The organism is Sphingomonas sp. DMC8, assembly GCF_056314185.1.
Window position 1 is genome coordinate 335,624 of the sequence record NZ_JBQUYV010000006.1, and the last position, 18,314, is coordinate 353,937.

The following is an 18,314-nucleotide window of genomic DNA, read 5'->3' on the forward strand; positions in this document are numbered from 1 at the left end:
CCTCTCCCGGATCAGCGCCCCCGGGGCAAGCCCTATTTCGCGCGGTGGAACACCCAGTTGATGCTGGCGCCCCCGGCAGGCGAGTCGCCGCGCACCACCAGCTGCTCGGCATTTTGCGGGCGCCCGCGCGGATCGACCCAGATGCTGTCCTCGATCGTGAGCGTTCCGCCCTTGCAGCGGAACTGCCACAAGGTGCCCGAAGGCGTGCGCAGGATCGCCGCCTGGCCATCGGCGGTGGGTGCGACCTCGGTGTGCGGGGCGAGGTGGAAGCGCAGCGTGAACGGCGTCATCCCCCGCTGGCGCCGCCGGCCGGAGGGGAGCAGCATGTCCTCGCCGCGCAGATCGCGCCCGTCATGCGACAGGGTGAGCGCGCGGCGATGGAGGAAGCCGAAGCGGCGGACATAGCCGTCATGGCTTGCCTCGATCCGGCTGGCGCTGTCGCTTTCCTGGCGCGCCAGCTCCACTTCGCCGACGCCGCGGCCCAGCGTGCCGTCGGCATGGATGGCCGTGGAGTTGCTGTCGCTGACGGCCAGCGTCGAATGGGCGGCAGTGGAGCGCAGCGCCTGGACCAGCGCCGGGGGCACGGCGGCATCGACCATCCGCCCGCCGCCGCAATTCACCACCAGCCGGTGCGGCCCGTCGGACAGCTCGAACGCGAGCGTGGAAGCGCAGCCATCGTCGATCAGCCGGGCGATCGGCGGCGGGGCGGCATCCATGATGACGACGGTGTTGCCGGCGGAGAGGCGCTGATAGCCCCATTCGCGCGCCTGCTTAAGCGGGCGGGTGCGGATGCCGGTCGCCTCGATCGTCTGCTCGATGATCTCGGCGGCGATCGGCCCGCTGCCCTGCCAGCTCGATAGCCCGCCATCGCCATGGCAGACGCCGAGCAGCGCCGCGACCATGCGGTTGAGGGCACCGAGCACGAACATCGGCGGTTCCAGCCGACGCGCGCCATAGAGTTCGCAGACCAGGGTGAGGAGCTGGATCGCCTCCAGCTGCCCGCCCGGCGAGCGGCCGACGGTGCCGCCATCCTCGAACACCGACGCGGCGATGGCGCGGTTTAGGCCCGATTCGGCAAAGGCCCGGCGCGGGTCGCCACCCGGCAGCACCAGCCCCGCCGCGAGCAGACCCGCCCAGGCCGCCAGCCGGGGCACGCCCGCCGGTGCCTTGTCGGCAGTGCGGTCGAGATGGCGCGCGCCGCGGGCCAGCGCGTGCATCACCCCCGAGCGATAGATCTGGTCGGTCGAGGAGAGGATCAGCGGGGCATGCGCGATCCAGAACAGGATGCGGCGGCCGGTCGCGTCGGGCAGCCAGGCCGGGTCGGCCACCTTTTCGCCGTGTGCCGCCAGCCAGCGGCGCGTGATCTCTTCCGCGACCGGCGCGCCGATCGAGCGGGTGGCGACGCTCGACAGGTCGCGCAGCCAGGCGAAGCTGTGGAGATAGGCGGCCAGCGCCGGCGACCAGTCGGGCTGGGCAAAATCCAGCGCCGCGACCGGCTTTGCCTCGCCACGAAAGCGGATGGTGCCGTCGAGCAGGGCATCGCCGCGCTGCGGATCGCCGAAAAAGGGATCGTCGGCAACCGCGATCAGCTTCAGCGGGTGGCGCCCCTTCAGCCGCATCGCATGGAGCGGCGTGCGCCAGGCCAGGCGCTGGAAGCGGTCCGCGATGCGGTCGGCGAGCGACAGGCCATGGTCGCCGCCCACCCGTACCAGCCGCTTGCCTTCCTCGACTCCGTCGGCGGCGGAGCCTGGAGCCGGGTCGCTCAACCGTCTCTCAGCGCCGCGATATTGTCGGCATAGCAGGCCGGCCCGCCGGTGAAGGTGGCGGTGCCCGCGACCAGCGCATCGGCGCCTGCCGCAATCACGCGCGGCGCCGTTTCGCGGTCGACGCCGCCATCGACTTCCAGATCGATCGCCCGGCCGCTCGCCGTAATGCGGCGGCGCAGTTCGGTGATCTTCGGCAACTGGCTCTCGATGAACTTCTGCCCGCCAAAGCCGGGATTGACGCTCATCACCAGGATCAGATCGACCATGTCCATGACATGATCGACCACCGCGACCGGCGTCGCGGGATTGAGCACCACGCCGGCGCGCTTGCCCAGCGCCTTGATCGTCTGCAGCGTGCGGTGGAGGTGCGGCCCGGCCTCCGGATGCACCGAAATCGTGTCCGCCCCCGCATCGGCAAAGGCGGCGAGCAGCGGATCGACCGGCGCGATCATCAGATGCACGTCGAACGGCTTGGCCGTGTGCGGGCGCAGCGCCTTGATGACCGCCGGGCCGATCGTGATGTTCGGCACGAAATGCCCGTCCATCACATCGACATGGATCCAGTCGGCACCGGCGGCGTCGATGGCGCGCACTTCCTCGCCCAGACGTGCGAAGTCGGCCGAGAGGATCGAGGGGGCGATGCGGATGGACATAGCCTCGCTCTACTTACCGCGCGACTCGGGTGCAACCGGAGCGGTTCCGTTTCCCCGATTTGTTCCATCGCTTATGCACGGGGTTATCCACAGCTTTCGTTCAACGCCGCCGGAAACGGGCGATGAAGAAGCCGTCGAGGCCACCTGCTTCGGCAAGCATGCCCGGCAGGATGCGCAGGCTGCCGTCCTCGCGGGGCGTGATGCCCGCGGGCAGTTCTGCGGGGGTTGCCGGCACCAGCGCAAAGTCCGGATGGGCGGCGAGGAACGGCGCCAGATGCGCCTCGCCCTCCTGCGGCTCGAGCGAGCAGGTGGAGAAGACCAGCGTGCCGCCCGGCTTCACCCAGGCGGCGGCGCGGTCGAGCAGTTTCGCCTGCAGCGCCGCCATTTCGCCGATCAGCGAGGGGCGGACGCGGTGGAGCACGTCCGGATGGCGGCGGAAAATGCCGGTGGCGCTGCACGGCGCGTCGAGCAGCACCGCATCGGCCGGGGCGGGCGGTGCCCAGTCGAGCAGGTCGGCCGCGACCACGGTCGCGGACAGGCCAGTTCGCTCCAGATTGTCATGAAGTCGCGCGAGACGACTTTCCGAAGCATCGACCGCCGTCACCTGCCAGCCGGCGGCGGCGAGCTGCAGCGTCTTGCCCCCCGGCGCGGCGCACAGATCGAGCGCGGTGCCCGTACCCGCGCCGATCAGCCTTGCCGGAATCGAGGCGGCGAGATCCTGCACCCACCAGTCGCCCTCGGCAAAGCCGGGCAGCGTCGGCACGCTGGTGCCGGGGGCGAGCCGGGCATGGCGCGGGGCGAGGCTGACCGCGTCGGGCAGCGGCATGTCGCTGCGCAGACTCAGGTCGAGCGGCGGCGGGGCGGCGATGGCGCCGCGCGCTGCCTCCACCATGGCGTCACCCCAGGCGGCCTGCCAGCGCAACCACACCGCGTCGGGCAGCGCGGGCAGGTCCGGCAGCGTCGCATCGCCGCGCATCAGCGTGCCGAACACGCCGTGCACCAGCTTGCGCGGCCCGCCATCGACCAGCGGCAGCACGGTGGCGATGGCGGCATGGCCGGGCGTGCCGAGTGCGATGGCCTGCACCAGCGCGATCCGCAGCGCGAAGCGCGCCTTGGCATCGTCGGGCAGGCGCTGGCGGGTGGCGGAATCGATCAGCGCGTCGAGATCGGGCAGCCGCCGCAGCGCCTCGGCGGCGATGGCACGGGCAAGGCCGCGATCATTGGGCGCCAGCCCCTGGGCCGCAGAATCGAGCGCCTGTTCCAGCGCCAGGCCGCGGCGCAGCACCGCATCGAGCAGCTTCAGCGCGGCGCGCCGGGCGGGGACGCCGGGCGCGTCGGCTTCGGGGCGGGCCGGGCGGCGTGGCGCAGGACGGGCCATGTTCAGCGCGCTCCGGACCCGATAGGCGCCACTGCGCCCGCTGCCGCTTGCGGCGTCATTTCCCAACCGTTCACTTGACCATGCTCCTTTGGCGGCCGACATGGGCCGGGCAACCAAGGAAGGCAATCCTTATGGGCAAGCGCCCCCCGCATGTGCAGCCGCCGGCCTATCTCTCGAAGAACCCGCCGGTGCCCAAGCCCGAACCGCTGCAGCGCCCGGAAAGCGACCCGCTGGGCAAGGATCCGGTACGCTATGGCGACTGGGAGCTGAAGGGAATCGCCGTCGATTTTTGACGGTGCGGCGAGAGGCGAAGTTTAGGAAGTTTAGGGTCAAAACACTTTTTCGCCGGGGTCAGCGACCGAGCGCGACGAACATTATCTACGCATAATCGTGGCCTCTCCCACCGTCATGCCAGCGCAAGCTGGCATCTCCCGAAGCAGCGCTGTTCCGCTCTCGCCCAGCCTCGTGGAACCACAGCGTTCGCTGGGACGACGGCTGGTGGAGAGGATTGCGATACGCGGATGAGGCTCCGCCAAGGCGGTGCGCCCGAGCGGATCGGTATGCCGACGATGTCAAAGAGCGAACCGGAACATAACGGGATCATTGGCTGTAGGACAGCGCTTTCCCGGCGCCGGCTGCCCTGAGACCCGGGACCAGCTCTTGCTCCCCCCTACACCGCCTCTGCCTTCAGCGGCCGGCTGAGCAGCGCCTCGATCACCTCGGCCACCGGTGCGCCCTCCAGCAGCGCGTTGACTGCCGCCGTCACCGGCATGTCCACCCCCGCTTCCGCCGCCGCCTCGCGCAGGACCGGGGCAGTGAAGGCGCCTTCGGCCACGGTCTTGCGGTCGGACAGCAGCGCGGCGGCGCTGCGGCCCTGGCCGAGCCCGACGCCGAGCGAGAAGTTGCGCGAATTGGTCGAGGAACAGGTGAGGACGAGGTCGCCGAGGCCCGACAGGCCGGTCAGCGTCTCTGCCTGCGCGCCGCGGGCAAGGCCGAAGCGGGTCATTTCGGCAAAGCCGCGCGCGATCAGCGCGGCGCGGGCGTTGAGGCCGAGCCCGGCACCTTCCACCACCCCGCAGGCGATGGCGAGGACGTTCTTCACCGCGCCGCCAATCTCCGCGCCGGTCACGTCGGCCGAGGCATAGGGGCGGAAGGCCGGCGCGCCGATCCGGTCGATCAGGCGCGTGCGCAGTTCCGAGTCCTCGCAGGCCAGCGTGACGGCGGTGGGCTTCCCGGCGGCAACCTCATGCGCGAAGGTGGGGCCGGACAGCACCGCGATGGGCGCTTGCGGGGCGACGCTGCGCGCGACTTCGCCGACCAGCAGACGGGTGCCCGCCTCGATCCCTTTGGCGCAGAGCACCAGCGGCGTGGCACCGACCGCCGCCTCGGCCAGCACGGCGCGGACATGCTGGGCGGGGGCGACGACGAGCAGCGCGTCGCAGCCGGCGAGGTCGCCCAGGCGGCCGGTCGCGCGGATCGCCGGGGAAAGGGGCACGCCGGCAAGGAAGCTGCGGTTTTCATGGGCGGTGTTGATGCCCTCCACCACCTCGGGCTCGCGCGCCCAGAGCAGCACGGGCCGGTCGTCGCGCGCCGCCACCTGCGCCAGCGCGGTGCCCCATGCCCCGCCACCGATCACGCCGATTTTCATGCCTTCACTCCTGCGCCGCGCACCTTTTCGGCATCGGGGTCGAGCGGCCAGCGGGCGCGGGCCGGCGTGTCGAGCGGGTCGGTCCAGCCTTCGGCAAAGCGCTCGGCGCCGGCCCAGGCGATCATCGCGGCATTGTCGGTGCAGAGCCACAGCGGCGGCGCGACGAAGCGCAGGCCGTGCTCGGCAGCGAGCGCCTCCAGCGCGGCGCGCACTGCCTTGTTCGCGGCGACGCCGCCGGCCACCACCAGCGCGGTCGGCTGCACGCCGGCCAGCGCGCGGCGGGTGCGGTCGATCAGACAATCGACCACCGCCTGCTGGAACGAGGCGGCGAGATCTTCCGCGCTGTAATCGTTCACCGCACGGGCGACGGCGCTCTTGAGGCCGGCGAAGGAGAAATGCGGCTCGCCCGAGCCGACCAGCGGGCGGGGCAGGGGGACGGCTTTGGGATTGCCGCGTTCCGCTGCCTTTTCCACCGCCGGGCCGCCGGGAAAGCCGAGGCCGAGCAGCTTGGCGGTCTTGTCGAACGCCTCGCCCGCCGCATCGTCGATGGTGGTGGCGAGCCGGCGATAGCGGCCGACGCCTTCGACCAGCAGCAACTGGCAATGGCCACCCGAGACGAGGAGGAGGAGATAGGGGAAGGCGAGGCTCTGGTCGCCGAGGCGGGGGGAAAGCGCGTGGCCCTCGAGATGATTGACCGCGACCAGCGGCTTGTTCGCGGCGAGCGCGAGCGCCTTGCCGGTGACGAGGCCGACCATCACCCCGCCAATCAGGCCGGGGCCGGCAGTGGCGGCGATCGCATCGACCTGATCGAGCGTGACGCCGGCCTCTTCCAGCGCCGCCTCGACCAGCGGCCCGAGCATTTCGACATGCGCGCGGGCGGCGATTTCGGGGACGACGCCGCCATAGGGGCGATGCGCCTCTTCCTGCCGCGCCAGCTTGTGCGCGCGGATCGTGCCGTCGCTGTCGACCAGCGCCGCTGCGGTTTCGTCGCAGCTCGATTCAAGCCCGAGGATCAGTGCCATTGTCCCCATCTAAGCCGCTTCGCGATAGGGTCCAGAGGGAGGGTGTTGATTTGGTGCGCGCGAAGGCGCGAAGAGAAATATTTCGCGCAGAGGCGCAGAGAGCGCAGAGGAGGCTGGAGTGGCTTGACCGGCGTAGCCGATCGAATCCGCTCTCTGGATTGCCCTGCGGGCATAGCGAGCGATACCCCCTCTGCGTCCCCTGCGCGCATAAAACATCTTCGCGTCTTCGCGCCTTCGCGTGAACCAAAATCGGCCCCCCGGTATCACCCCCATTGCCCTTGCCGGAGCACGACCCTAGCACCACGCGCATGACTGGATTCCGTATCGGTACGCGCGGTTCGCCGCTGGCGCTGGCGCAGGCGAACATGGTGCGTGCGGCGCTGCAGGCGGCGCATGGCATTGCGGGCGAGATCGTCGTCGTCCGCACCACCGGCGACAAGGTGCAGGACCGGCCGCTGGCCGAAATCGGCGGCAAGGCGCTGTGGACCAAGGAGCTGGACCGTGCGCTGCTGGCGGGCGAGATCGACTGCGCGGTCCATTCGATGAAGGATGTCGAGACCTTCCGGCCCGAGGCGATCGTGATCGCCGCGATGCTGCCGCGCGCCGATGTGCGCGACCGGCTGGTGGGGGCGGAATCGCTCGACGCGCTGCCGCAGGGCGCGGTGCTGGGCACTGCCTCGCCGCGCCGGGCCGCCCAGGTGAAGCGGCACCGGCCGGATGTTTCCACCGTGCTGTTCCGCGGCAATGTCGACACGCGGCTGGCGAAGCTGGCGGCGGGCGAGGCAGATGCGACGCTGCTCGCCTCGGCCGGGCTCGAGCGGCTGGGACGGCATGACGTCGGTCATGTCGTGCCGACCAATGTGATGCTGCCCGCCCCGGCGCAGGGGGCGGTGGGGATCGAGGTGCGCGCCGACGATGTCCGTGCGCGCGAACTGGTGGCGGCGATCGATGATCCGCAGACCCATGCCTGCGTGCTGGCGGAGCGGGCGCTGCTCGCTGCGCTGAAGGCCGATTGCCATTCGCCGGTCGCGGCGCTGGCGACGATCGAAGGGGCGATCCTGACGATCGAGGCCGAGCTGTTCGCCGAAGACGGCAGCGCGCATGTCCATGGCATGATCGAAGGCGCGCCCGGGGATGCGGCGCTCCCGGCAGCGCTGGCCCGCGACCTGCTCGCCCGCGCGCCGGAGGCAGTGCGCGCGCTGTTCGCGGGATGAGCCGCCCGCTCGCGGTGCTGCGGCCCGAGCCCGGCAACGGCGCGACGGCGGCGGCGATCGAGGCGCGCGGGTATCGCGCAATCCGGCTGCCGCTGTTCGCGGCGCGGGGGCTGGCGTGGGAACTGCCCGACGCCTCGGCCTTCGACGCGCTGATACTGACCAGCGCCAATGCGGTGCGGCTTGCCGGGCCGGGGCTGGCAAGCCTCGCGGCGCTGCCGGTCCATGCCGTGGGCGCCGCGACGGCGGCGGCGGCGCGGCAGGCGGGCTTTGCGGTGGTATCGGTGGGGCAGGGCGGTGCTGCAGCCTTGCTCGAACAGGCCGACGCGATGGGCGTGCGGCGCGCGCTGCACCTTGCCGGGCGCGAGCACACCGTTGCGGCAGGGGGAATCGTGGCAGCGGTGCGCACGGTCTATGCCAGCGACGCGGTGCCGGTGGCGCCCGAGGCAGTGGCCGCGCTCGCCGGCAGCGTGGCGCTGGTGCAATCGGCCCGGGCCGGGGCACGGCTCGCCGAACTGGTGGTCGATCGCGGCGATGTGCGGCTGGCGGCGGTCAGCGCGGCGGCGGCCGTAGCGGCCGGGGCGGGGTGGCAGGCAGTGGCAGTGGCGCCTTCGCCCGACAGCGATGCGCTGATCGACGCCGCAATTGCGCTCGCCGATTGACCGCAGGGCATCGCGCGGCGAAAAGGGCGCCATGAGCGACGAGCCCCTTGCGCCGGAGCCGGCCCGCAACCCTGCCCTCCTGCGCAGCCGGACGCTGATCGGCGGCGCCGGATTCCTGGGCGGCATGGCCGTTACTGCGGCATTGATTCAATTTGCCGGGCCCAGCCTGGTGCATGCCCCTGCCCAGAAGACCGTCCCCGTGGCGGCCCCTTCCCCTGTGCCCTCGCCGGTCGCGGTGCCCCCGCGATCGACGCTTCCTCCCGCCACCGATGTCGCGACGCTCGATGCGCGCGAAATGGCGCTGGCGGCGCGGCTTGATGCGCTCGAACTGCGGCTGCAGGATCTGGGCAGCAGCGCGCGCAACGCCTCGGTCTATGCGAGCCAGGCCGAGCGGCTGATGGTCGCCGCCGCCGTGCGCCGCGCGATCGAACGCGGCCAGCCGCTGGGCAGCCTGGAGAATCAGCTCCGCGCGCGCTTTGGCGACAAGCATGGCGAAGCGGTGTCGGCCATCGTCGCGGCGGCGGCGGCGCCGGTGACGCTGGAAGACCTGAAGGTCGCGCTCGACGCCATCGCGCCGCGGCTTGCCACCGGCCCCAATGACGGCGCCTGGACGCGGTTCCGCGCCTTTGTCGGCGACCTGATGGTGCTGCGCCCGCTCGACATGCCCAGCCCGCGCCCCGCCGACCGGCTGCGCCGTGCGCGCCAGGCGCTGGCCGAAGGCAATGTCGAAGTGGCGATGGCCGAGATTGCGCATATGCCCGGCGTCGCCAATGCGCAGGGCTGGACCGGCGCTGCCGCGCGCTATGTGAACGCGCGCAAGGCGCTGGACGAAATCGAGAAGGCGGCAGCAGAAACGCCGTCCGCACCCGCGCCTGCAGCACCGGCCCCCCGGCCGGCGCCCAACGCAACGGCGCAGTAGAGGAACGACTGACATGGCAGAGATGGGCCGGTTCGACTGGCAGGATCCGTTCAGGCTCGACGGCGAGCTGACCGACGAGGAGCGGATGGTGCGGGACGCCGCGCGCGACTATGCGCAGGGCGAATTGCTGCCGCGCGTCACCTCCGCCTATCTGGAGGAGCGGTTCGACCGCGAGATCATGTCGGAAATGGGCGCGCTGGGCTTGCTCGGCCCGACGATTCCCGAAACCTATGGCGGCGCGGGGCTCGGCTATGTCGCCTATGGCCTGGTCGCGCGCGAAGTGGAGCGCGTCGATTCGGGCTATCGCTCGGCGATGAGCGTGCAATCCAGCCTCGTGATGCACCCCATCTATGCCTATGGCAGCGAGGAGCAGCGGCGGAAATATCTGCCGAAGCTGGCGACCGGCGAATGGGTCGGCTGTTTCGGCCTGACCGAGCCCGATGCCGGATCGGACCCCGCCGGCATGCGCACCCGCGCCGAAAAGATCGACGGCGGCTACCGGATCACCGGCGCGAAAATGTGGATCACCAATGCGCCGATCGCCGATGTGTTCGTCGTCTGGGCGAAGAGCGATGCGCATGATGGTGCGATCCGCGGCTTCGTGCTCGAACGGGGCATGAAGGGCCTCACCAGCCCGAAGATCGAAGGCAAGCTGTCCCTGCGCGCCTCGATCACCGGCGAAATCGTGATGGACGGGGTGGAAGTCGGCGAAGACGCGCTGCTCCCCAATGTGCAGGGGCTGAAGGGCCCGTTCGGCTGCCTCAACCGCGCGCGCTACGGCATTGCCTGGGGCAGCATGGGCGCGGCCGAGGCGTGCTTCCACGCCGCGCGGCAATATACGCTCGATCGCCACCAGTTCGGCCGGCCGCTGGCCGCGACCCAGCTCGTCCAGCTCAAGCTCGCCAATATGGAGACCGAGATTGCGCTGGGTCTGGCTGCGGCGCTGCGCTGCGGGCGGATGTTCGATGCCGGCACGCTGGCGCCCGAGGCGATCAGCATCATCAAGCGCAACAATTGCGGCAAGGCGCTCGATATCGCCCGCACCGCGCGCGACATGCACGGCGGCAACGGCATTTCGGCCGAGTTCCATGTGATCCGCCACGCGATCAACCTCGAGACGGTCAACACCTATGAAGGCACGCACGACGTGCACGGGCTGATCCTCGGCCGGGCGATCACCGGCATCGCGGCGTTCTGATGGCGCCAGACCGGCAGCCGGTGCTGGAGGGCGAACTGGTCCGCATCCGCCCGCTGGCGGCGGCGGACTGGGACGCGCTCTACGCGGTGGCTTCCGATCCGCTGATCTGGGAACTCCACCCGGTGCCGGACCGCTGGCAGGAACCGGTGTTCCGCCAGTTCTTTGCCGATGCGCTGGCGTGCGGCGGCGGGCTGGCGATCGAGGACAAGGCGACCGGCGCGGTGATCGGCTCCAGCCGCTACGACGCCTGGGTGCCGGAAGAAGACGAGATCGAGATCGGCTGGACGTTCCTCGCCCGGGCCTATTGGGGCGGCACCTATAACCGCGACGTGAAGCGGCTGATGCTCGACCATATCCACCGCTTCGTCGGCACGGTCGTGTTCCTGGTCGGCGAGCATAATCTGCGGTCGCGCGGGGCAATGGCCAAGATCGGCGGCACGCTGATCGAGGGCCGTCACCATCGCGGCGGCGGCAAGCTGTTCCCCGACCATGTCGTCTATGCGATCCGGCGGGGCGAGGGGTGAAGCCGCTCGCCGGCATCAAGGTCGTCGAGCTGGCGCGGATCCTTGCCGGGCCGTGGTGCGGGCAATTGCTCGCCGATCTGGGCGCCGAGGTGGTGAAGGTCGAGCGGCCCGGGGCAGGCGACGATACCCGCCATTGGGGTCCGCCCTTCCTCCACGATGCCGAGGGGGTGAACCGCGACGCCGCCTATTTCCATGCCTGCAATCGCGGCAAGACGAGTGTCGCGATCGACATCGCCACGGCGCAAGGGCAGGCGGCGGCGAAGACGCTGATCGCCGATGCCGATGTCGTGATCGAGAATTACAAGGTCGGCGGGCTTACGAAATACGGCCTCGATGCCGCCAGCCTGCGCGCGGCCCATCCCCGGCTGGTGGTCTGCTCGATCACCGGCTTCGGCCAGACCGGCCCCTATGCGGCGCGCGCCGGATACGACTTCATCATCCAGGGCATGGGCGGCGCGATGAGCCTGACCGGCGAGCCCGACGGGCCGCCGCAGAAAGCCGGCGTCGCCTATGCCGACATCTTCACCGGCGTCTATTCGGCGGTGGCGATCCTTGCCGCGCTGCGCCGTCGCGATGTCGAGGGGGTGGGCGCGCATATCGACATGGCGCTGCTCGACACGCAGGTCGCGGTGCTCGCCAACCAGGCACTCAACTGGATGGCGAGCGGCAAGGTGCCGCACCGCATGGGCAACGGCCATGCCAATCTGGTGCCCTATCAGGCCTTTGCCTGCCGCGACGGCGAGCTGATCGTCGCGGTGGGGAATGACGGGCAGTTCGCGAAGCTGTGCGCGATCCTCGGGCTCGACCTGGCCGGCGATCCGCGTTTCGCGACCAATCCGGGGCGAGTGACGCACCGCGACGCGCTGATCCCGCTACTGGCGCGGGCGATGCTCGATTGGGCCAGGGCCGATCTGTACGAGGCGCTGGAGGCGGCGGGCGTGCCGGCCGGGCCGATCAACCGCGTCGACGAAGTCTTCGCCGATCCGCAGGTCGTGGCGCGCGGGATGGCGATCATGCGCGACGGGCTGCCGGGGCTGGCGAGCCCGATCACGATCGACGGCGAGCGGATGGTGGCGGAGCGGGGAAGTCCGGGGCGGGGTTAGGGGCGTTTGTCACCCTCACCCTCCCACCGCCTTCGGCGGCGGGCCCCTCCCTCTCCCAAAGGGAGAGGTGTTTTGCTCCCTCTCCCCTTGGGAGAGGGAGGGAGCGCCGCAGGCGCGGAAGGGTGAGGGTGATTAGCGCTCGCTATTGATACCCGCCCTCTTCCTCGCGTTCCTCGGCGGCGTCTTCCTGGGCCTCTTCCATCGCTTCGGCTTCGTCGTTCTGCGGCGGCTGCTTTTCGGGATCGTGGATCATACGGCGCTCCTTGCCTGTCCTCCGACCAACGAAGCGGGACGCCAAAGGTTCGCGCCTAGCCCAGCCGCCGGATCAATTCCTGCGCCCCCGCCGGCGCGCGGACCTTGCCGCCATGGATGAAGAAGACGAAGGTCTCGCGCGGCTGCACCGGGGCGGGTTCGGCCGCGAAACAGGGTAGCCCTTCCGGCTGACCGCCGCGCGCCCAGCATTGCGCCGCCTCTGTCCAGCGGGGGAAGTCGGCTTCGGGATAGCAAAGCGGATTGTCGTCCTCGCCCGCCTCGAGCCGGGCATAGACAAAGTCGCCGCTGACATCGGCGATCGCCGGATATTGCGGCGAATCGGCAAACACGATCGCCACCCCGGCAGTGCGGCACAAGGCGACGAATTCGGGCGTGTGGAAGCTTTCGTGCCGAACCTGCACCGCATGGCGCAGCTTCACGCCATCTTGGCTACGCGGCAACAGCGCAAGAAAGGCGCCGAAATCGGCGGCATCGAATTTCTTGGTCGCCATGAACTGCCAGAAGATCGGCCCCAGCCGGTCGCCCAGTTCGACCAGCCCCTGGCCGCAGAAGCGGGCGATCGATTCCCCCGCCTCTGCCAGCACCTTGCGGTTGGTGACGAAGCGCGAGCCCTTGACCGTGAAGGTGAACCCCTCGGGCGCCGCCGCGGCCCAGCCGGCGAAGCTGGCGGGCTTGAAGGTGGAATAATAGGTGCCGTTGATCTCGATCGCGGTCAGCGCGCGCGCGGCGAATTCCAGCTCGCGCTTCTGCGCCAGCCCGGGCGGATAGAAGGTGCCGCGCCACGGCTCGAACGTCCATCCGCCGATGCCGACCCGAATCGCTCCGCTGTTCTCCGCCACTCCGCCTCTCCTTCTCGATATGGGAATATCGGGCGCCGCAACTACGACCAACGGCGACTCGCCATTTCGCCGCGCCTGAGTATCGTGCCGGTCCATGTCGCGAAACCTTTGTTCCGTTCCAGACCAGCGCCTGGCCGATCGCGCCTATTCGCGCATCGTCGAAATCATCCTTGCCGACGGGCTGGGGGTGGGCGACCGGTTGCCGTCGGAATCGCGGCTGGCCGAGACGTTCGGCATGTCGCGCACGGTGGTGCGGGAGGCGCTGGTGCGGCTGGCCGCCGACGGCATCACCGAATCGCGTCGGGGCGCCGGCTCGTATGTGATGCGTCGCCCCTCGCTGCGGCTGGGCGCGCACATGCCGATGACCGAATTGTCGGCGACGCTCGGCACCTATGAAGTGCGCTTCGTGCTGGAGGCAGAGGCGGCGCGGCTGGCAGCAATCCGGCGTTCGCCCGAGCAGATGGAGGCGATCGAGGCGGCGATGGGCGATCTGCGCGCGGCACTGCTCTCCAGCGGACCGGCGCATGACGAGGACTGGCGGCTGCACCGCGCCATCTTCCACGCCACCGCCAACCCCGCCTTCGAAAAGGCGTTCGAGCATCTCCACGAAGAGACGATGCGGATCATGCGTGCCGGTGTCGACATTGCCCGCACCCGCGAGCCCGAGCCGATTGCCGCGATGGTGCGCGAACATGCCACCATCGTCGAGGCGATCCGCGCCCAGGATGCCGACGGCGCCGCGCTGGCGATGCGCTGGCATCTGTCGCAGGGACGCAAGCGGCTGATGCCCTGAGAGGCCGGTTGCGCGGGGGCGCTACTCCTTCACGCGCGTCCAGGTCTGCGACTTGCAGACGGCGCCCAGCAGCGCACAGCCCTTGCCGACGATGGTGTTGGCATCGACCACCGTCACCGTTCCCGAAAAGCGCTGGTTGATGTCGGGCACGAACACCGTGCCTTTCCACAGGCCGGCGTGGACGATCTTGAAATTCTGGAACAGCTGCGCGCCGATCAGCGGATCGGTGCCGCCGCGCCGGGCATCGGCCTTGGCCTTGTCGCTCGCCCAGATCACCGTGGCGCACATGCTGTCGCTGCCGCAGGGCGCGGCGCGGACATGCACGCTGTCCGACGGATTGCGCCACACGCTGGGGGCCGGCTGCGACTGGGCGGCGGCGAGCGACGGAACAAGGCAGAATGCAGCGGCAAGCAGGATGATACGCAAAGGGGCAACTCCCGGCTGGATCGCGCGCGTGTAGCACGCGACGCGGCGGCGGGAAGCCCGGGGTTGATGCGGAAGGCGTGGCATACGCGGCGGACGCCTGCTGCGACCGCTGGAGCGGGCGAAGGGATTCGAACCCTCGACCCCAACCTTGGCAAGGTTGTGCTCTACCCCTGAGCTACGCCCGCTCTGGCGTTGTGGCCGGTAGCGAAGCAGCGCTTCCGGCGGGTGAGGCGCGCCCACTAGCAGCGCCCTCCGGGGTGCGCAAGCCCCTTCGCGCAACTTTCTTAAAAGGCTTGGCGCTGGGCGCGGGAACGCCCAAATAGGCGCAAACCATCCGCGCGGTGCCCGCGCGTTGCAACAGGATAGCAGGAGCAGCCCTTGGCCACGCTTGGAATGAGCCCCGCCGAAAAGGAAGCCGTAGAGGCATTCCGCCGTGACATCGTCGAGCCGTCGATGACGCAGCTCGTCATCATCGATTTCTGGGCGGAATGGTGCGGCCCGTGCAAGGCGCTGGGGCCGGTGCTGGAAAAGGTGTCCGCCGAATATGCCGGCAAGGGCGTGAAGCTCGCCAAGATCGATGTCGATGCCAACAAGTTCATCGCGGCACAGTTCCAGGTGCGTTCGATCCCCACCGTCTATGCGATGTTCCAGGGCCAGCTGGTCGCCGACCTGACCAGCGCGCGGACCGAATCGCAGCTCCGCACCATGCTCGACCAGATTCTGCGCCAGCTGCCCGTGCAGGGCGAGGATGCGAGCGTCGAGGCCGAGCTGGAGCCGCTGATCGCGATGGGCGAGCAGGTGCTGGCCGATGGCGATGCGCAGCGCGCGCTCTCGATCTTCGATCAGTTGGCGGACATGGCGCCCGATCATGCCGCGGTGGCGGCGGGCCGGGTCCGCGCGCTGACTGCGCTTGGCCGGCACGACGATGCCCAGGCGGAACTCGACGCGATCACCGGCGATGCCGCCAAGGCCCCCGAAGTCGAGCGCGCCCGCGCCGCGCTGAGCCTGGCGCGTGAGGCGCAGCCGGTCGACGATCTTGCGGCGCTGGCGGCGCGTGCGGCGGCCAATCCCGAGGACATGGACGCGCGCTACGAACTGGCCGGCGGCCAGATGGCGGCGGGCGACCGCGACGCAGCGGCCGAGACACTGCTCGCCATGGTGCGCGACGACCGCGCCTGGAACGAAGGCGCGGCGCGGCAGCGGCTGCTCAAGCTGTTCGAAGTGGTGGGCCTGGAAGATCCCTGGGTTTCGGCGCAGCGGCGCAAGCTGTCGGCGATCCTGTTCGGATGAGCGGGACGACGCGGCTCTCGGTGTTTCCGCTGGCAGGGGCGCTGTTGTTTCCGCGCATGCACCTGCCGCTGCACATTTTCGAGCCGCGTTACCGGGCGATGGTGTCCGAGGCGCTGGCGCGTGACCGGCGCATCGGCATGGTCCAGCCGCGTGACGACAAGAACCCGCCGGGGCTGTTCGCGATGGGCTGTGTCGGCCGGATCGCCGATGTCGAGGCGCTGGACGACGGCCGGTTCGACATCGTGCTGGAAGGGCTGGCGCGCTTTACCATCGTGCGCGAGCTGGACGTCTCCACGCCGTTCCGCCAGGTCGAGGCATTGCTGGAGCCGGCCGGATCGCCCGAGACGCTGGCGCTGGCCGAGCGCGCCTCGCTGGAAATCGAATCGAAGCGGTTCGCCGACGGGCTGGGCTATGCCGTCGACTGGGAAGCCGTGACGCGGCTGGATGACGAATCGCTGGTCAACGGCATCGCCCAGATCGCGCCGTTCGACGCGGCGTCGAAACAGGCGCTGCTCGAGGCGCCGGACCTTTCCGCGCGTGCGGACCTGATCGTCCAGCTGATGCAATTTTTCGGCCGGCACGGCGAGGATCGCGCCACGCTGCAATAGCGCGCCGGAACCGGGCTGCTGCTTTTTTGGTTGCCCGTTTTTTGAGCAGCGTTTCGCATCTGCACAAAAAATTCACGCATTCGTAACATTTGATTACGCGCAAGGCAGCGGAATCACGCGATTCCGAACTTGGCACGCGCTTTGCTGAGTAGCTCCCGGGACAACCGCCAAGAGGGGGCGAAATGAAACTCATCATCGCCATCATAAAACCGTTCAAGCTGGATGAGGTGCGCGAAGCGCTGACTGCAGTGGGCGTGACGGGCATGACCGTCACCGAGGTCAAGGGCTTTGGCCGCCAGAAGGGCCAGACCGAAATCTATCGCGGTGCCGAGTACAGCACCAACATGGTGCCCAAGATCAAGATCGAGATCGCCGTGGCCGGCGATCTGGCGGACCGCGCCGTCGAGGCGATCCAGGCCGCCGCAAGCACCGGTGCCATCGGCGATGGCAAGATCTTCGTCCTCGACATGGGCCAGGCCGTGCGCATCCGCACCGGCGAAACCGACGAGACCGCGCTGTGAGCAAGGGGGTATCGATGAAGCAAGGATGGAAGACCGCCGGGCTCGCGCTCGGTGCGGCCGCGATCTTCGCGGCGATGCCGGCCTGGGCACAGGCGGCGATGGTCAAGGCGCCGACTGCCGCGCAGCAGGCGACGATGGTCAACAAGGGCGACACCGCCTGGATGCTGGTTTCCTCGGCGCTGGTGCTGATGATGTCGGTGCCCGCGCTGGCGCTGTTCTATGGCGGCCTCGTTCGCACCAAGAACATGCTGTCGGTGCTGATGCAGGTGTTCATGATCGTGTCGGTGGCGGCGCTGGTGTGGTGCTGCTGGGGCTATTCGATCGCCTTTACCGGCGGCAATCCCTTCTTCGGCGGGCTTTCCAAGGCGTTCCTGATCGGGGTCAGCGCGAATAGCTATTCGGCGACCTTCTCGAACAACGTCTACATTCCCGAATTCGCCTATGTCTGCTTCCAGATGACCTTTGCCTGCATCACGCCGGCGCTGATCATCGGCGCGTTCGCGGAGCGGGTGAAGTTCACGCCGCTGCTGATCTTCATGGTCCTGTGGATGACGATCGTGTATTTCCCGATCGCGCACATGGTCTGGTACTGGGCGGGCCCGGACTTCCTGGCTGACTCGCCGAACGACGCCGGCTTCCTCTATGCCAAGGGCGCGCTCGACTTCGCCGGCGGCACCGTCGTCCACATCAATGCGGGCATTGCCGGCCTGGTCGGCTGCCTCGTGATCGGCAAGCGCGTGGGCTTCAAGAGCGAGCCGATGCCGCCGCACTCGCTGACCATGACCATGATCGGCGCCTCGCTGCTGTGGGTGGGCTGGTTCGGCTTCAACGCCGGTTCCAACCTCGAAGCGAACGGCGTGACCGCAGTTGCCTTCATCAACACCTTCGTCGCCACGGCGGCTGCGGCGGTGAGCTGGGCGGTGATCGAGCAGGTCGTGCACAAGAAGCCGTCGCTGCTGGGTGGCGTGACCGGTGCGGTCGCCGGCCTCGTCGCGATCACCCCGGCCTCGGGCTATGCCGCGCCGATGACCTCGATCGTGCTCGGCCTGGTCGTGTCGCCGGTCTGCTTCTTCTTCGTCACCACCGTGAAGAACAAGCTGAAGTATGACGACTCGCTCGACGTGTTCGGCGTGCACTGCATCGGCGGCATTCTGGGCGCGCTCGGCACGGCGATCGTCGCCGATCCGAAGCTCGGCGGCCAGGGCGTGATCGATTACACCAAGTTCCCGTCGGTCGCCGCGCCCACCTACGACATGGTCGCGCAGCTGGTCATCCAGCTCGAAGCGGTGCTGATCACCCTCATCTGGTCGGGCGGCGTGTCGGCCGTCCTGTTCCTGGCGCTGAAGTACACCATCGGCATCCGCCCCTCGAAGGAAGTGGAAGTCGAAGGGCTCGACATCAACGAGCATGGCGAGCGCGCCTACAACTACTGACAAGTTCGGGCGCTGCGCGGCCTCTCCTGGCGCGGCGCCCCACCGGG

General features: G+C 69.4%; 19 protein-coding genes and 1 tRNA gene. 12 read left to right on the forward strand and 8 right to left on the reverse strand.

The window, feature by feature from the left end; translation table 11 throughout:
* Positions 1-32 precede the first annotated feature (32 nt).
* The 3 genes from ACT53K_RS14300 to ACT53K_RS14310 all read right to left on the reverse strand — a co-directional run bounded on the left by ACT53K_RS14300 (position 33) and on the right by ACT53K_RS14310 (position 3,797).
* Positions 33-1,766 carry a heparinase II/III family protein gene (locus ACT53K_RS14300; RefSeq protein WP_476229358.1) on the reverse strand — a complete coding sequence of 578 codons (1,734 nt, stop codon included), beginning with the start codon at positions 1,764-1,766 and terminating at the stop codon, positions 33-35.
* Positions 1,763-2,419, reverse strand: a complete 657-nt coding sequence (gene rpe, locus ACT53K_RS14305; protein WP_476229359.1) for a ribulose-phosphate 3-epimerase — start codon at positions 2,417-2,419, stop codon at positions 1,763-1,765. Before rpe ends, ACT53K_RS14300 begins: the two co-directional genes overlap by 4 nt.
* Before the next feature lie 100 nt (positions 2,420-2,519).
* A complete protein-coding gene (locus ACT53K_RS14310; RefSeq protein WP_476229360.1) occupies positions 2,520-3,797 on the reverse strand; it encodes an RsmB/NOP family class I SAM-dependent RNA methyltransferase in 1,278 nt (425 codons plus the stop codon).
* Positions 3,798-3,928: 131 nt separating this feature from the next.
* Here ACT53K_RS14310 and ACT53K_RS14315 point away from each other — a divergent pair, with 131 nt between their 5' ends.
* On the forward strand, positions 3,929-4,090 hold the full coding sequence (locus ACT53K_RS14315; RefSeq protein WP_476229361.1) for a DUF1674 domain-containing protein: 162 nt from the start codon (positions 3,929-3,931) through the stop codon (positions 4,088-4,090).
* A 377-nt stretch (positions 4,091-4,467) separates the two neighbouring features.
* On the opposite strand, the gene ACT53K_RS14320 is transcribed toward ACT53K_RS14315, so the two are convergent.
* Together ACT53K_RS14320 and tsaD are read right to left on the reverse strand one after the other, a co-directional pair.
* Positions 4,468-5,445, reverse strand: coding sequence for an NAD(P)H-dependent glycerol-3-phosphate dehydrogenase (locus ACT53K_RS14320; RefSeq protein WP_476229362.1), 978 nt, complete (start codon positions 5,443-5,445; stop codon positions 4,468-4,470).
* Entirely contained in the window at positions 5,442-6,467 is a 1,026-nt protein-coding gene (gene tsaD, locus ACT53K_RS14325) for a tRNA (adenosine(37)-N6)-threonylcarbamoyltransferase complex transferase subunit TsaD (RefSeq protein ID WP_476229363.1), read from the reverse strand. The genes ACT53K_RS14320 and tsaD overlap by 4 nt, the downstream gene beginning before the upstream one ends.
* Before the next feature lie 308 nt (positions 6,468-6,775).
* Here tsaD and hemC point away from each other — a divergent pair, with 308 nt between their 5' ends.
* Genes hemC through ACT53K_RS14355 form a run of 6 tightly spaced genes read left to right on the forward strand, consistent with a single transcriptional unit; the run spans position 6,776 to position 12,084 of the window.
* Positions 6,776-7,681: a hydroxymethylbilane synthase gene (gene hemC / locus ACT53K_RS14330; RefSeq protein WP_476229364.1), complete on the forward strand. Its 906-nt coding sequence runs from the start codon at positions 6,776-6,778 to the stop codon at positions 7,679-7,681.
* Positions 7,678-8,340, forward strand: a complete 663-nt coding sequence (locus ACT53K_RS14335) for a uroporphyrinogen-III synthase (RefSeq protein WP_476229365.1) — start codon at positions 7,678-7,680, stop codon at positions 8,338-8,340. The genes hemC and ACT53K_RS14335 overlap by 4 nt, the downstream gene beginning before the upstream one ends.
* A 31-nt stretch (positions 8,341-8,371) precedes the next feature.
* Positions 8,372-9,259 carry a hypothetical protein gene (locus ACT53K_RS14340; RefSeq protein WP_476229366.1) on the forward strand — a complete coding sequence of 296 codons (888 nt, stop codon included), beginning with the start codon at positions 8,372-8,374 and terminating at the stop codon, positions 9,257-9,259.
* Positions 9,260-9,272: 13 nt separating this feature from the next.
* On the forward strand, positions 9,273-10,457 hold the full coding sequence (locus tag ACT53K_RS14345; RefSeq protein ID WP_476229367.1) for an acyl-CoA dehydrogenase: 1,185 nt from the start codon (positions 9,273-9,275) through the stop codon (positions 10,455-10,457).
* Positions 10,457-10,981: a GNAT family N-acetyltransferase gene (locus ACT53K_RS14350; protein ID WP_476229368.1), complete on the forward strand. Its 525-nt coding sequence runs from the start codon at positions 10,457-10,459 to the stop codon at positions 10,979-10,981. The genes ACT53K_RS14345 and ACT53K_RS14350 overlap by 1 nt, the downstream gene beginning before the upstream one ends.
* Positions 10,978-12,084, forward strand: a complete 1,107-nt coding sequence (locus ACT53K_RS14355) for a CaiB/BaiF CoA transferase family protein (protein WP_476229369.1) — start codon at positions 10,978-10,980, stop codon at positions 12,082-12,084. The genes ACT53K_RS14350 and ACT53K_RS14355 overlap by 4 nt, the downstream gene beginning before the upstream one ends.
* A 308-nt stretch (positions 12,085-12,392) precedes the next feature.
* Here the strand turns inward: ACT53K_RS14355 and ACT53K_RS14360 are convergent, their stop codons facing one another.
* Positions 12,393-13,196: a DUF72 domain-containing protein gene (locus ACT53K_RS14360; RefSeq protein WP_476229370.1), complete on the reverse strand. Its 804-nt coding sequence runs from the start codon at positions 13,194-13,196 to the stop codon at positions 12,393-12,395.
* Positions 13,197-13,290: 94 nt separating this feature from the next.
* Here ACT53K_RS14360 and ACT53K_RS14365 point away from each other — a divergent pair, with 94 nt between their 5' ends.
* Positions 13,291-13,989, forward strand: a complete 699-nt coding sequence (locus ACT53K_RS14365; protein WP_476229371.1) for a FadR/GntR family transcriptional regulator — start codon at positions 13,291-13,293, stop codon at positions 13,987-13,989.
* 21 nt (positions 13,990-14,010) lie between these two features.
* Here ACT53K_RS14365 and ACT53K_RS14370 read toward each other — a convergent pair whose 3' ends face one another.
* Both ACT53K_RS14370 and ACT53K_RS14375 read right to left on the reverse strand, forming a co-directional pair.
* Positions 14,011-14,415, reverse strand: a complete 405-nt coding sequence (locus ACT53K_RS14370; RefSeq protein WP_476229372.1) for a DUF2147 domain-containing protein — start codon at positions 14,413-14,415, stop codon at positions 14,011-14,013.
* Between the two features lie 110 nt (positions 14,416-14,525).
* Positions 14,526-14,600: transfer RNA gene (locus tag ACT53K_RS14375), tRNA-Gly, on the reverse strand.
* A gap of 208 nt (positions 14,601-14,808) precedes the next feature.
* Here ACT53K_RS14375 and ACT53K_RS14380 point away from each other — a divergent pair.
* From ACT53K_RS14380 to ACT53K_RS14395, 4 genes are all read left to right on the forward strand, one after another.
* Positions 14,809-15,705, forward strand: a complete 897-nt coding sequence (locus ACT53K_RS14380) for a tetratricopeptide repeat protein (protein WP_476229409.1) — start codon at positions 14,809-14,811, stop codon at positions 15,703-15,705.
* Positions 15,702-16,313 carry an LON peptidase substrate-binding domain-containing protein gene (locus ACT53K_RS14385; protein ID WP_476229373.1) on the forward strand — a complete coding sequence of 204 codons (612 nt, stop codon included), beginning with the start codon at positions 15,702-15,704 and terminating at the stop codon, positions 16,311-16,313. Before ACT53K_RS14380 ends, ACT53K_RS14385 begins: the two co-directional genes overlap by 4 nt.
* 182 nt (positions 16,314-16,495) lie before the next feature.
* Positions 16,496-16,834, forward strand: coding sequence for a P-II family nitrogen regulator (locus ACT53K_RS14390; RefSeq protein ID WP_476229374.1), 339 nt, complete (start codon positions 16,496-16,498; stop codon positions 16,832-16,834).
* A 14-nt stretch (positions 16,835-16,848) separates the two neighbouring features.
* Entirely contained in the window at positions 16,849-18,267 is a 1,419-nt protein-coding gene (locus ACT53K_RS14395) for an ammonium transporter (RefSeq protein ID WP_476229376.1), read from the forward strand.
* The last annotated feature ends 47 nt before the right edge of the window (positions 18,268-18,314 follow it).